The sequence below is a fragment of the Streptomyces sp. NPDC048288 genome (assembly GCF_043201555.1).
Classification (GTDB): domain Bacteria; phylum Actinomycetota; class Actinomycetes; order Streptomycetales; family Streptomycetaceae; genus Streptomyces.
The window spans coordinates 330,637-344,231 of the sequence record NZ_JBICZD010000007.1 but is presented as its reverse complement, the minus strand read 5'-3'; the positions used below and the strand labels follow the sequence as shown (position 1 = coordinate 344,231).

Sequence of the window (13,595 nt, the reverse complement as noted above, 5' to 3'; positions counted from 1 at the left end):
GGACGGCGGCAGGATTCGGCGTTCCGTCCGGATGCGTGGCGAACGTAAGCGAGCAGGACGCACCCGGACAAGCGACTGGTTCCCTCTGTCCGAGTTTCGCTTGATCCGTTACGGGACATCACGGTCACCCTCCGTGAATTCCATCGGCCCGCGTTTATCAATTCCTCAGCGAAAGCCGAGAATTACGTGAACATGACGCGCGACGGACGGTCACGAATATGACGCTCCTCACGCACTCGCCCATCACTCCCCTTTATTCCAGAGCGAGTTGGAATGAAGGGGAGCGAAGACGCCAATTCGGACAGAAGACTCAGATGCGTCGCAGCCGGAGAACCGTCGCATCCAGGTCGCCCTTCAGGCCGGTGCGCAGACCGTGGTGCAACAGAACGGCACCCCGGTGCACTTCGCCCGTTTCGCGGCATTCGTACGACGCGGTCGGGTCGAGCCCCCGCAGCCGCAGCGCCGGCGCCGGCTCGCCGTAGCTCTGCGCCTGGAGCCAGGCGAGGACGACCGTCTCGTCGCCGAGGGTGTACTGCACGGCGCTGAGCCCGCCGGTCGGCGGCCGCAGCCGGAACTGGTCGCCGCGCTGCACCAGCGGCCGGATCTCCTTGTAGAGCTCCACCCAGCGGCCGGCCTCGGCGAGCTCCTCCTCGGTCCACTGCGAGAGGTCGCCGCCGACGCCGAGCGCACCGGCCATGGAGCTGACGAACCGGAAACGCAGCGAGCTGACCCGGCCGTTGAGCTGGTGGTTCGGGCTGTCGGTGACCCAGGCGGACATCACCCGCGCGGGGTGGATCTGGCTGAAGCCGTGCTGGATGGCGAGCCGGTCCAGCGGGTCGGTGTTGTCGGAGGTCCACACCTCGTCGGTACGGCTCATGATGCCGAGGTCGATCCGGCCGCCACCGCCGGAGCAGGACTCGATGGCGACGTTCGGGTGGGCCGCGCGGATCCGGTCGAGCAGGGCGTACAGCCCGCGCACGTGGTCGACCCACAGACGCTGCGGGTAGGGCTCGCCGGGCCAGCCCGCGTCGGTGAAGCAGCGGTTGAAGTCCCACTTGACGTAGTCGATCGAGGCGCTGGACAGCAGGGTGTCGAGCTGCTGCCAGAGGTACTCCTGGACGTCCTCGCGGGCGAGGTTGAGGACGAGCTGGTTGCGCAGCTCCGTCCGCTTCCGCCCCTGCTGGTACTGGACCCAGTCGGGGTGGGCGCGGTACAGGTCGCTGTCCGCGTTGACCATCTCGGGCTCGACCCAGATGCCGAACTGCATGCCGAGGGCGTGCACATAGTCGGCGAGGGGCTTGAGGCCCTTCGGGAAGCGGTCCGGGTTGGGGGTCCAGTCGCCGAGGCCCGCGCGGTCGCTGGTGCGGGCGCCGAACCAGCCGTCGTCCACCACGAACAGTTCGACGCCGATCGCGGCGGCCCGCCGGGCGAGGGTGGCCTGCTGCTCCTCGGAGATGTCGAAGGTGGTGGCCTCCCAGGAGTTGAACAGCACCGGCCGGTCGCGGTCGGCGTCCGGGATGACGTACGCCCGCTGGTAGGCGTGCCAGGCGCGGCTGGCCCCGCCGAAGCCGCCGTCGGTCCACAGGGCGGCGAAGACCGGGCTGGTGTACGACTCGCCCTCGGCCAGCATCAGCAGGCCCGAGTCGTCGTAGCCGGCGCCGCCGGTGATCTGGACGCGCGCGTCGGGGAGTTGGGCGACGGCGATCCGCCAGGAGCCGGACCAGCCGAGGGCACAGCCCCAGACCTCGCCGCGCTCCTCGGTGGCGTCGGTGTCGAGGGCGACCCAGGGCAGGTGCTGGTGGCCGGTGTGGCCGCGTCGGCTGCCGATGACCTTCTCGCCGTAGGTGAGCGGGGCGCTGACCAGCCGGGACTCGGCGGCCCAGCGGCCGTGCAGCTGGGAGAGCCGCCAGCCCTCGCGGTCGGGCAGGGTCCAGGTGGCGGGGTCGGCGCGCAGCAGCTCCAGGGGTGCGTGCCCCCCGTTGCCGACGGTCACCCAGCGCTCGACGACATCGCCGCGCATCCGGTAGTGCAGGGTGATGACGATCCCGTCGTCCGTGAAGCGCAGCCGGAGCTCGTCCTCCTCGACCTCGTACGCCTCGAAGGCCCACTCGGTGCCCCGGCGCTCCTCGGTGCGCACGGACAGCGCGGGGCGCACGAACCGGGGGCCGCCCTCGACCGGGTACTCCTCGCGGCCGTCCAGGGGGGACTCGAAGGCCCAGTACTCGGGCAGCGCGCGGGTGCTGAGCTCCTCGGCGTCGGCGAGCCGGATCCTGGGCCCCCAGTGCAGGTGGAGCAGTTCGTCGGCCTCCGTCAGATGCAGCGCGTAGCTGCTGCCGGGGCCCGACAGGAGCCAGGTACGACCGTTTTCGGCGATGTCCACCATCGAGAAACCTCACACAGGTGCCAACAGATCCGCTCAAGCACCAACATCATCAAGGTCTACCGGCCCCTGAGGCAACGCCTGTGGACAACTCATTGCCCGCGGAAACCGATGTCGTATGGTCGATCCAGTGCCCGTCGACGAGCAGCGCCGACGGGGCCGGCCGGGAGGAGCCCCCCGTGACGCAGCAGGTCCCGTCGACCGAGCCCGAGCTGGCCGGTGTGCGCAACTTCCGTGACGTGGGCGGCCTGCCGACGGTGGACGGGCGGCGGGTGCGGCCGGGCGTCCTGTTCCGCAGCGGGCACCTGGCGCACGCGACGGAGTCGGACGCGGAGTTCCTCGCCTCCCTCGGCCTGCACACGATCTTCGACTTCCGCAACGCGGCCGACCAGAAGCTGGAGGGCCCGGACGTCGAGCTGCCCGGCGTACGGAACCTGAACCTGCCGCTGACCGACCCGGCGCACGGGGCCGACTTCTGGAAGATGGTCCGCGAGGGCGACATCGAGCAGCTGCGCGCGCTCCTGGGCGACGGCAAGGCCGCGAACCGGATGGTCACCTCGTACCGCACGATCGTCAAGGACCGCACCGAGGAGCACTCGCGCGTGCTGCACGCGGTCGCCGAGGACAGCGTCCCGGCGCTGATGCACTGCGCGGCCGGCAAGGACCGGGCGGGCATCTCCATAGCCGTGACGCTGCTCGCGGTGGACGTGGAACGGGACGCGATCCTCGCCGACTACCTGGAGTCCAACGCCAAGCACCGCCGCTACAAGGTGCGGCGCAGCGGCGGCGGGGAGTCCGCGTACAGCCCCGAGGTGATGGAGCTGCTGAGCCCGCTCTTCGACGCCCGCGCGGAGTACCTGACGGCGGCCTTCGAGAGCATCGACGAGACCTGGGGCGACGTCGGGACCTACCTGGAGCAGGGCCTGAAGGTCACCCCGCGGACCCGGGAGCGGCTGCGCGAGCGGCTCCTCGACTGAGGCCGGGCGGGGGGCGGCGGCTCAGCCCTTGCCGCCGAGGGAGAACAGCAGATAGAGGAAGCCTGCCAGGACGTGCCCGACGGCGAGATAGATGACCAGCCGGATCCACAGGGACCGGGGGAACTTCTCCTCGATGTTGCTCACGGCAGCTCTCCAGTGATCGGTCCCAGGCACAGCGTGGCCGTGGGGCTCTGCAGCAGGGTGTGGACGAACAGGAGCTCGACCCCGTCCTGGTCCTCGGCGGCGAGCCGGTGCGGGGTCAGCGAGTCGAAGTGCGCGCTGTCGCCGGGCGCGAGCACGTGCGTGGTGTCACCGAGGCGCAGCCGGAGCCGGCCGCGCAGGACGTACAGCCACTCCTCGCCGGGATGCACCCGCACGATGTCGCCCTGGGAGCCGTACGGCACCCGGACGCGCAGCGCCTGCATCCCCCGGCCGGACGCCCCGGCCTGCCAGTACGTCCAGCCACCGGCGCGGGTCGGTTCCATGTCGCCGGCGCGCACGATCGCGTCCCGGTCGGCGGCGGTCTCACCGAGCAGTTCGGAAACCGTCGTACCGTAGACACGTGCGAGCGCGAGCAGCATCGGCAGCGAGGGCTGCCGCTGCCCGGTCTCCAGCCGGGAGAGGTGAGCGGGCGACAGCCCCGCGTCCCGGGCGGCGGCCTCCAGGGTGAGGCCGGCGCGGCGGCGCAGGGAGCGCAGCTGCGGGGCGACGGCGGGCAGGTCCGTGACCGGCCCGCCCGTGCCCTCGTCGTCGGAGGGGTTCATGCCTCCATTCAGCCGCACTTTTGCCTCTGCGGCAATTTCCTTGCCTCAGAGGCAAAAAGTCAGCGGTTGGCCACCGCCTGCTTGATCAGCGTCTTGCCGAAGTCCCACATCAGGCCGCCGCCGCTGTGGGCGTCGTCCATGACGTCCGTGAAGGCGTCCACGAAGCGGTCGACGTCCCCTTCGTCGACGATCAGCGGCGGGATGAGCTTGATCACCTCCAGGTGGTCGCCGGAGACCTGGGTGAGGATCCGGTGGCGCTGCAGCAGTGGTACGACGACCATCTGGGCGAACAGGCCCTTGCGGGCGGCCTGGAGCATGGTCCATCGGCTGCGCAGCTTCAGTGAGCCGGGCCGGCCGAACTCGATGCCGATCATCAGGCCCCGGCCGCGCACGTCGGCGAGCAGCTCGTACTTGTCGGTCAGCGCGACGAGCCGGGACTTGAGCTGCTCCCCCACGGCCCTGGCATGGGCCACGATCTGGTCGTTCTCCATGACCGACAGCACGGCGAGCCCGGCCGCCATCGCCTGGGCGTTGGCGCCGAAACTCGCCGAGTGGACCAGGACGCGGTCCATGGACGAGTAGACCTTCTTGAAGATCCAGTCCTTGCCGAGCGTGGCGCCGACCGGGACGTACCCGCCGGACAAGGCCTTCGCCACGCACACCAGGTCCGGCTCCACGCCCTCCTCGTGCTGGTAGGCGTAGAAGTCACCGGTGCGGCCGAGGCCCGTCTGCACCTCGTCGGCGATCAGCAGCGCCTTGTGCCGGTGCAGCAGCTCCTGGGCGGCGCGCAGATACCCGGGCGGGGCCTCGTGCACGCCCTTACCCTGGATCGGCTCGACGATCAGGGCGGCCACATCGCCCTTCTTCAGCTCCCGGGCGAGCGCGTCCAGATCACCGAGGGGAACCGCCGTGTCGGGCAGCAGCGGCGCGAATCCGTCCCGGAAGCCGTCCTCGCCGTTGACCGACAGCGACCCGGTGGTCAGACCGTGGAACGCGTGGTCGCAGTAGAGGACGCGCGGTCTGCCGGTGGCGAACCTGGCGAACTTCAGGGCCGTCTCGACCGCCTCGGTGCCGCTGTTGCCGAAGAACACCCGGTCCAGGTGCGGGCTGTGCGCGAGGAGCCGCTCGGCGAGCAGACCGGGCAGCGGCTGGCAGTCGAAGCGGGTGAGGTCGGCCAGCTGGGCGTCCAGCACGTCGTGCAGGGCCTTGCGGACGACGGGGTGGTGGCGGCCCAGACCCATCACCCCGAACCCGGCGAGCATGTCCAGGTAGTCGTTCCCGTCCGCGTCCCAGAAGTGCGCGCCCTCGGCCCGCTCGTACACCTTGTCGAAGCCGATGGTGTGCAGCATGCGCGGGAGCTGGTGGTTCAGGTACTTCGCATGCAGCTCGTAGCGCTCGGCTCCGCGCTCGGCGAGCAGCGCACCGAGGTCGAACTCCGTACTCATTCCTTCTCCTTGGCAGCGCTCTCGGTGAAAGCGCCCTCGACTTCGGCGCCCTGAAGGGGCGCGGGGAACTGCGCGACCAGCCGAGACGGCGCCGCACCCGCCACACGACCCCCCGCTGCTTCCCGCCCCGCGAGGCTCGACCCGATCCGCCCCGCGATCTCCACCGGCGTCAGCCCGATGTCGGCCAGCACCTCCCCCCGCTTCGCATGCGCCAGGAACTGCTCGGGAATCCCGAACCGCCGTACCGGTACATCCACATCGGCGTCGCCAAGCGCCAGCGAGACCGCCGCACCGACGCCGGCCGCCCTGCTGTTGTCCTCGACGACCGCCACGAGCTCGTGGTCGGCCGCCAGCACCGGCAGCGCGGGATCCACGGGCTTGACCCAACGGGGGTCCACGACCGTGCAGTTGATCCCCCGAGCGGCCAGCAGCTCCGCGGCCTGCAGACACACCGGCGCCATCACCCCGACCGCGACCAGCAACACCCGCGCGTCCGTGTCGCGATGGAGCACATCCACCCCGCCGACCCGGTCGACCGCGGGAATCTCCGGTCCCACCGACTCCTTCGGGAAGCGCACCAGCGTCGGCGCGTCGTCGACGGCCACCGCCTCCCGCAGTTGGAGGCGCAGTTGCTCGGCGTCGCGCGGGGCGGCGATCCTGAGGCCCGGCACCACCTGGAGGACGGACATGTCCCACATGCCGTTGTGGGACGCGCCGTCGACCCCGGTCACCCCCGCCCGGTCCAGCACGAACGTCACCCCGCAGCGATGCAGCGCCACGTCCATCAGCAACTGGTCGAAGGCACGGTTCAGGAACGTGGCGTAGACGGCGACCACGGGGTGCAGTCCGCCGGTCGCCAGCCCCGCCGCGGAGACCGCCGCGTGCTGCTCGGCGATGCCGACGTCCCAGACCCGGTCGGGGAAGCGCTCGGCGAACTTGCCGAGGCCGACCGGGTGCAGCATGGCCGCGGTGATCGCGACGACGTCGTCCCGCTCCTCGCCGATCCGGACGATCTCGTCGCCGAACACCGAGGTCCAGGAGGGCCCGTTGGACGGCGCGAGCGGCTCGCAGGTGAGCGGGTCCATCACGCCGACGGTGTGGAAGTGGTCCTCCTCGTGGGCGAGGGCGGGCTCGTAGCCGCGTCCCTTCTCGGTGAGGCAGTGCACCAGCACCGGCCCGTGGAAACGTTTCGCGCGCCGCAGCGCCGACTCGACGGCCTTGATGTCGTGGCCGTCGATCGGGCCGACGTACTTGAGGCCCAGGTCCTCGAACATGCCCTGCGGGGCGAAGGCGTCCTTGAAGCCCTTCTTGGCGCCGTGCAGGGACTCGTAGAGGGTGGTGCCGACGATCGGGGTGCGCAGCAGGACGTCCTTGCCCCAGGCCAGCACCTTCTCGTAGCTGTCGGTCGTGCGCAGGGTCGCCAGGTGGTTGGCGAGGCCGCCGATGGTCGGCGCGTACGACCGCTCGTTGTCGTTGACGACGACGATCAGCGGCCGGTCCTTGGCCGCCGCGATGTTGTTGAGCGCCTCCCAGGCCATTCCGCCGGTCAGCGCGCCGTCGCCGATGACCGCGACGACATGGCCCTTCTCCCCCTGCACCTGGCGGGCCTTGGCGAGGCCGTCGGCCCAGCCGAGCGCGGTGGAGGCGTGGCTGTTCTCGATGACGTCGTGCGCGGACTCCTCGCGCGAGGGGTATCCGGACAGGCCGCCCTTGCCGCGCAGCTTGGAGAAGTCCTGACGGCCGGTCAGGAGCTTGTGGACGTAGCTCTGGTGGCCGGTGTCCCAGAGGATGCGGTCGACCGGGGACTCGAAGACCCGGTGCAGCGCGACGGTCAGCTCCACGACGCCCAGATTGGGCCCGAGGTGGCCGCCGGTCCTGGCGACCGCGTGCACCAGGAACTCGCGTATTTCTTCGGACAGTTCACCGAGTTCCGCCTCGGACAGCGCCTTCAGGTCGCGTGGTCCCCGGATCTTCTCCAGAATCGTCACGCTCGGCCCCCTCTCGGTCCGTGCTGATCAGCTCACGGTGACGGCGGGTGCTCCGGACCCGGCGCCGTCCTTCTCCATCTGCTCGGCGATCTTCATCGCTTCCTCGATGAGGGTCTCCACGATCTTCGACTCGGGCACGGTCTTGACGACCTCGCCCTTGACGAAGATCTGGCCCTTGCCGTTGCCGGAGGCGACCCCGAGGTCGGCCTCCCGCGCCTCGCCGGGGCCGTTGACCACACATCCCATGACGGCGACCCGCAAGGGCACTTCCATGCCCTCCAGACCGGCCGTCACCTCGTCCGCCAGTTTGTAGACGTCGACCTGGGCGCGGCCGCAGGACGGGCAGGAGACGATCTCCAGGCGCCGCTGCCGCAGGTTCAGCGACTCCAGGATCTGGATGCCGACCTTGACCTCCTCGGCGGGCGGGGCCGACAGGGACACCCGGATGGTGTCGCCGATGCCCTGGGACAGCAGTGCCCCGAAGGCCACCGCGGACTTGATCGTGCCCTGGAAGGCCGGGCCCGCCTCGGTCACGCCGAGGTGCAGCGGGTAGTCGCACTGGGCCGCCAGCTGCCGGTACGCCTCGATCATCACGACCGGGTCGTTGTGCTTGACCGAGATCTTGATGTCCCGGAAGTCGTGCTCCTCGAAGAGCGACGCCTCCCAGAGAGCGCTCTCCACGAGCGCCTCGGGCGTCGCCTTGCCGTACTTCTCCAGCAGCCGGCGGTCGAGCGAGCCGGCGTTGACCCCGATCCGGATCGGCGTGCCGTGGTCCTTGGCGGCGCGCGCGATCTCCCGTACCTGGTCGTCGAACTTCTTGATGTTGCCGGGGTTCACGCGGACCGCCGCGCACCCGGCCTCGATCGCGGCGAACACGTACTTCGGCTGGAAGTGGATGTCCGCGATCACCGGGATCTGGGACTTGCGCGCGATGGTCGCCAGGGCGTCCGCGTCGTCCTGCGTGGGGCAGGCGACGCGGACGATCTGGCAGCCGGACGCGGTGAGTTCGGCGATCTGCTGGAGGGTGGCGCCGATGTCCGAGGTGCGGGTGGTGGTCATCGACTGCACCGACACCGGGGCACCGCCGCCGACCGCCACCGGCCCGACCTGGATCCGCCGGGACACGCGGCGCTCGGCGACCGGGCGGGCCGGGACCTCGGGGAGGCCCAGGGAAATGGCGGTCATGCGGTCACTCCCGGTTCCCGGAGACCGTCTCGCGCATGGCGCGCAGCGACTCCTTGAGGGACCCCATGGTGGCGAGGACGGCGGTGGGCTCGTAGCCGCAGTGCGCCATGCAGTTGGCGCACCGCGGGTCCTTGCCGCGGCCGTACTTGTCCCAGTCGGTCTTCTCGATGAGTTCGCGGTACGTCGGCACGTACCCGTCGCTCATCAGGTAGCAGGGGCGCTGCCAGCCGAAGAGCGAGTAGTTGGGGATCGCCCAGGCCGTGCAGGGGAAGTCGACCTTGCCCTCCAGGAAGTCCAGGAAGAGCGGGGAGTGGTTGAGCCGCCACTTCTTCCGGTTGCCGCCCGCGAAGGCCTTCTTGAACAGCTCGCGGGTCTGCTCCACGCCCAGGAAATGCTCCTGGTCCGGGGCCTTCTCGTAGGCGTAGGCGGGCGAGATCATCATCTCGTCGACCTTGAGGTCGTCGTTGAGGAAGTTGAGCACCTCGACGATGGTCTGCGGGGTGTCCGTGTTGAAGAAGGTGGAGTTGGTGGTCACCCGGAAGCCGCGCCGCTTGGCCTCCTTGATGGCCTCCACGGCCTCGTCGAAGACGCCTTCCTTCGCGACGGACTCGTCGTGCCGCTCGCGCAGCCCGTCGATGTGCACCGCGAAGGCGAAGTACGGCGAGGGCGTGAACTTGTCCATCTTCTTGCGCAGCAGCATCGCGTTGGTGCACAGGAAGACGTACTTCCGCTTCGCCACCAACTGCCGCACGATCTCGTCGATCTGAGGGTGCATCAGCGGTTCGCCGCCCGCGATGGACACCATCGGCGCACCGGACTCCAGCACCGCCCCGACCGCCTGGGCGACCGGCATGCGCTGCTTCAGCACCCCGGCGGGATGCTGGATCTTGCCGCAGCCCTCGCACTTCAGGTTGCACGCGAAGAGGGGTTCCAGCTCCACGATCAGCGGGAACTTGTCCCGCTTGCGAAGCTTCTGTTCAGCCAAGTAGGTAGCGACCTTGATCGACTGGCGCAGCGGCATGGCCATCTGGGCTCACCTCCGGGGGAGCAGCAAAGAACGGTGCCATTCGAAGAAAGCTGGAAGAACGGATCGAAGAACGCGGAAAGCCGATATTCCACCGCGGACCGTGCCGATCCGGACGAGTTCATGTTCAGGAGCGTCCACGACCACCCTGACGGCCGCAACGGGGCGTTCGCCCGCGCGCACGGCGCTCAGGAGTGTGGCCGCCGATTCCATGTCGACCGCGATTGCGCCGGTCGCAAGCAGATCGGACCGTTCGTGACCGCGGACGACGTGGTCGGAGCCGGTGAGGGGGCCGGTGTGGACGGTGCGGCCGGGTACGGTCCGCACCAGCTCTTTGACGAGGAGTTCGGTGGCGACGCAGGGCACGCTGCCGCGCGGGTCCCGGGTCTCCTCGGCGACGACCAGGTCGCCGGGGTGCATCCCGGGGGCTAGGCCCGCGCAGAAGCCGGTGGCCAGCACGGCCGCGCCGGCGAACGCGGGATCGGCCAGGAGCCGGGTGACGGACCGTTCCGCCGCCTTGGGCCCCATGCCGGTGCGCAGCACGGTGACCGGCCCGTCCGCGCCCCCGCGTTCGCCGGCGCGCAGGGCGAGGTGCTCGATGCCGAGCGCGCAGGCGATCAGCAGCGGGGCCGGAACGGGCGTGGTGCTCAATTCAGCTCCTCTCGGCCTCGGGGAACGGCTCGCCGTGGACGTAGCGGCCGAGCGCGGTGAGCGGGAAGACCTGCCGGTAGAGGTGGTAGTTGATGGAGAAGTCCCAGGGGAAGCCGGTGCCGGTGAAGTACGGCTCGTCCCAGGAGCCGTCCTCGGCCTGCGTCTCGGCGAGCCACCGGACGCCCCGCTCGACGGCCTTGGAGTCCTTCTCCCCCGCCGCGAGCAGCGCCATCAGTGCCCAGGCCGTCTGGGAGGCGGTGGAGGCGCCGCGCCCGCTCCATTCGCCGACGTGCTTGTAGGAGCGCAGGTCCTCGCCCCAGCCGCCGTCGTCGTTCTGGACGTTCTCCAGCCAGGTGACCGCGCGCCGGATCGCCGGGTGCGCGGCGGGCAGTCCGGCCGCGGTCAGCGCGGGCACCACGGAGCCGGTGCCGTAGACGTAGTTGACGCCCCAGCGGCCGAACCAGGAGCCGTCCGCCTCCTGTTCGGCGAGCAGCCATTCGATGCCGCGCCGGGTGCGCGGGTCGTGGGACATGCCCTCGAAGGCGAGCATCTCCACCACGTGGGCGGTGACATCGGCCGAGGGCGGGTCGATGACCTCGCCGAAGTCGCAGAACGGCAGCCGGTTGGGGAACGGGCTGGTGTTGTCGACGTCGAAGGCGCCCCAGGCCCCGTTCTTGGACTGCATGCCGAGGTTCCAGCGCACCCCGCGCCCGATGGCCTTCTCCATCCGCTCGGGGTCGTGGTGGCGGACCCGGCGCAGCGCGAGAACCACCTCGGCGGTGTCGTCGATGTCGGGGTAGTTGTCGTTGTGGAACTCGAACGCCCAGCCGCCCGGCGGAAGTTGGGGGCGCTTCACGGCCCAGTCGCCGCGCCGGACGATCTGCTCGCCGAGCATCCAGTCGGCGGCTCTGACGAGTTGCGGGTGGTCGGCGGGCAGTCCCGCGTCGGCGAGCGCGATGGTCGCCAGACAGGTGTCCCAGACGGGCGACTGGCAGGCCTCGATCATCCGGGCGCCGTCCTCGCGCCACACGGCGTAACGATCCAGCGACTCAAGGCCGGCGCGCATCACGGGGTGTTCGAGGTCGTAGCCGAGCAGGTACAGGGCGATCACCGAGTACACGGCGGGGGGCTGGATACCGCCCCAGGCGCCGTCGTTCTCCTGGCGTTCGACGATCCAGCGGGCGGCGGAGTTCAGGGCGGAGCCGCGCAGCCGGCGCAGCGCGACCTTGCGGTAGCCGCGGACAACCTTGTCGAGCCGCTGGAAGACACCCTCCCAGCTGGCCACCGGGGCCAGCGGCTGCGGCGGGTTCGGCACGGCCGGGTCGGTGTGCAGCTCGTCCAGCGGGAAGGGGGCCGGGCGCACCGGGCGCTTGGCCGAGACGACGGTGAGCGGCACGATCGTCTGCCGGGCCCACTGGCCGAAGTTGTAGATGCTGAGCGGGAACCACTTGGGGAAGTAGAGGAGTTCCGGCGGGAGTTCGGGCAGGTCCTCCCATTTCCACCAGCCGAACAGGGCGAGCCAGATCCGGGTGAACACCCGGGAGGCGGCGATCCCGCCGCGCTCGCGGATCCAGGCCGATGCCTTCGCCATGTGAGGGGCGTCCGGGGCGTCCCCGGCCAGCCGCAGGGCGACGTACGCCTCGATGGTGGTGGAGAGTTCGCCGGGGCCGCCGAAGAAGGTGGCCCAGGTGCCGTCCTCGCGCTGCTCGCCGCGGATGAAGAGGGCGGCGGCGGACACCGTCGACTCGTCGAGGGTGCCGAGGAACTGACGGAGCAGCAGGTCCTCGGCGTCCATGGTGACGTTGGTCTCCAGGTCGCCCTTCCACCAGCCCTGCGCGTCCTGCTGGGCGAGCAGATGGTCGGTGGCGCGCCGCACGGCGCGTTCGGCGGCTTCTTGTACCCCGGCCGCCACGGGGGTGCTGAGGTCGGTGGTGGCCGAGTCGGCCCGGGGCGGAACGGTGGCCCCGGTGCTTCCGTCGGTCGTCGCTGTCATGGCTTCCCCTTCTTGCAGTCGTACGAAATCGTTCTGCTGTGGGTCCGCCGTCGGCCGGTGCTGGCTGCGCGCTCGCACCGGCCGGCGACTACGCGAGGGCTATTCGACCGATAGTGATCATCTCTTTCGTACGACGACGAAGTCGGCCAGCGCCGTGAACTGCGCCCGCACCCGGTCGGGCATGTCGACGGCGTGCAGGGCCTCGATGGCGATGGTGTGCTGGCGACGCGCCTCCTCGGCGGTCCACTCCCGGCCGCCGGCCTCCTCGATGAGGGCGGCGCGGGCGGCGAACTCCTCCTCGGAGAAGTTCTCGAAGTCGCTGCTCTTGGCGTCGGCGGCGAGGATCTCGCCGAGCCGCTCGGAGGCGGGCCCGCCCGCGGCGAGGGCGGCGACGACCGGCAGGGACTTCTTGCGCTGGCGCAGGTCGCTCCAGGTCTGCTTGCCGGTGGCGTCCGGGTCGCCCCAGATGCCGAGCAGGTCGTCGACGGCCTGGAAGGCGAGGCCGAGGTGGTAGCCGTACTTCTCCAGGGTGTCGGCGGTGCGGTCGTCGGCGCCGCCGAGCACCGCGCCGATGGAGCTGGAGGCGGCGAGCAGGGCGCCGGTCTTGTTGCCCTCCATCTCCAGGCACTCCTCGACGCTGACCCGGTCGCGGTGCTCGTAGGAGATGTCCTGGGCCTGGCCGTCGATCAGGGCCCGGGTGGCGGTGGTGATCCGGCGGGTGGCGCGGCCGGCCTCGACGGTGCCGAGTTCGAGCAGCACCTCGTTGGCGAGGGCGAACAGGGCGTCGCCGACCAGGATGGCCTGGGCGGGGCCGTGCACCTTCCAGACGGTGTCGCGGTGGCGGCGCTGTTCGTCGCCGTCCATCAGGTCGTCGTGCAGCAGCGAGAAGTTGTGGACGAGTTCGACGGCGACGGCGCCGGGGATGCCGACCTCGGGGGCGGCCCCGGTGACCTCGGCCGACAGAACCGCGAGGGCGGGGCGTACGGCCTTGCCGCCGTCGCCGTCGGCGGGGTTGCCCTCGGCGTCGATCCAGCCGAAGTGGTAGGCGGCCACGGTGTCCATGGGAGATGCCAGGCGGTCCACGGCCGCCCGCAGTACCGGTGTGGCAAGGGTCCGGCCGCGCTCCAGGAGCGCGGTCACGTCCACCGCGTCGGCAGCCGTCTCGGCCGGGGGCACAGTGGGCACAGT

At 70.6% G+C, this 13,595-nt stretch carries 11 protein-coding genes; 1 reads left to right on the top strand and 10 read right to left on the bottom strand.

Annotated features, from left to right (window positions below; genetic code table 11):
- Positions 1 to 310: 310 nt before the first annotated feature.
- Positions 311 to 2,383, bottom strand: a complete 2,073-nt coding sequence (locus ACGFZS_RS26410) for an alpha-galactosidase (protein ID WP_393797223.1) — start codon at positions 2,381 to 2,383, stop codon at positions 311 to 313.
- Between the two features lie 176 nt (positions 2,384 to 2,559).
- On the opposite strand from ACGFZS_RS26410, the gene ACGFZS_RS26405 reads away from it, so the two are divergent.
- Positions 2,560 to 3,357, top strand: a complete 798-nt coding sequence (locus ACGFZS_RS26405) for a tyrosine-protein phosphatase (protein WP_393797222.1) — start codon at positions 2,560 to 2,562, stop codon at positions 3,355 to 3,357.
- Between the two features lie 21 nt (positions 3,358 to 3,378).
- Here ACGFZS_RS26405 and ACGFZS_RS26400 read toward each other — a convergent pair whose 3' ends face one another.
- The 9 genes from ACGFZS_RS26400 to ACGFZS_RS26360 all read right to left on the bottom strand — a co-directional run bounded on the left by ACGFZS_RS26400 (position 3,379) and on the right by ACGFZS_RS26360 (position 13,592).
- The gene (locus tag ACGFZS_RS26400) at positions 3,379 to 3,501 is read right to left on the bottom strand and encodes a DUF6126 family protein (RefSeq protein ID WP_365688150.1); all 123 of its coding nucleotides are present in this window, start codon (positions 3,499 to 3,501) and stop codon (positions 3,379 to 3,381) included.
- Positions 3,498 to 4,121, bottom strand: a complete 624-nt coding sequence (locus tag ACGFZS_RS26395) for a helix-turn-helix domain-containing protein (RefSeq protein WP_393797221.1) — start codon at positions 4,119 to 4,121, stop codon at positions 3,498 to 3,500. Before ACGFZS_RS26395 ends, ACGFZS_RS26400 begins: the two co-directional genes overlap by 4 nt.
- A gap of 59 nt (positions 4,122 to 4,180) precedes the next feature.
- Positions 4,181 to 5,566, bottom strand: coding sequence for an aspartate aminotransferase family protein (locus ACGFZS_RS26390; protein WP_393797220.1), 1,386 nt, complete (start codon positions 5,564 to 5,566; stop codon positions 4,181 to 4,183).
- Complete coding sequence (dxs, locus tag ACGFZS_RS26385; protein WP_393797219.1) at positions 5,563 to 7,554, bottom strand: 1-deoxy-D-xylulose-5-phosphate synthase; 1,992 nt, start codon at positions 7,552 to 7,554, stop codon at positions 5,563 to 5,565. Before dxs ends, ACGFZS_RS26390 begins: the two co-directional genes overlap by 4 nt.
- A gap of 27 nt (positions 7,555 to 7,581) precedes the next feature.
- On the bottom strand, positions 7,582 to 8,739 hold the full coding sequence (ispG, locus tag ACGFZS_RS26380; protein ID WP_355714727.1) for a flavodoxin-dependent (E)-4-hydroxy-3-methylbut-2-enyl-diphosphate synthase: 1,158 nt from the start codon (positions 8,737 to 8,739) through the stop codon (positions 7,582 to 7,584).
- Positions 8,740 to 8,743: 4 nt separating this feature from the next.
- Positions 8,744 to 9,766 carry an adenosyl-hopene transferase HpnH gene (gene hpnH / locus ACGFZS_RS26375; RefSeq protein WP_365688145.1) on the bottom strand — a complete coding sequence of 341 codons (1,023 nt, stop codon included), beginning with the start codon at positions 9,764 to 9,766 and terminating at the stop codon, positions 8,744 to 8,746.
- A 6-nt stretch (positions 9,767 to 9,772) separates the two neighbouring features.
- Positions 9,773 to 10,414, bottom strand: a complete 642-nt coding sequence (locus ACGFZS_RS26370) for a 1-hydroxy-2-methyl-2-butenyl 4-diphosphate reductase (RefSeq protein WP_365688144.1) — start codon at positions 10,412 to 10,414, stop codon at positions 9,773 to 9,775.
- Between the two features lies 1 nt (position 10,415).
- The gene (gene shc / locus ACGFZS_RS26365) at positions 10,416 to 12,407 is read right to left on the bottom strand and encodes a squalene--hopene cyclase (protein WP_393797218.1); all 1,992 of its coding nucleotides are present in this window, start codon (positions 12,405 to 12,407) and stop codon (positions 10,416 to 10,418) included.
- Between the two features lie 117 nt (positions 12,408 to 12,524).
- On the bottom strand, positions 12,525 to 13,592 hold the full coding sequence (locus ACGFZS_RS26360; RefSeq protein WP_355714719.1) for a polyprenyl synthetase family protein: 1,068 nt from the start codon (positions 13,590 to 13,592) through the stop codon (positions 12,525 to 12,527).
- Positions 13,593 to 13,595: the final 3 nt, after the last annotated feature.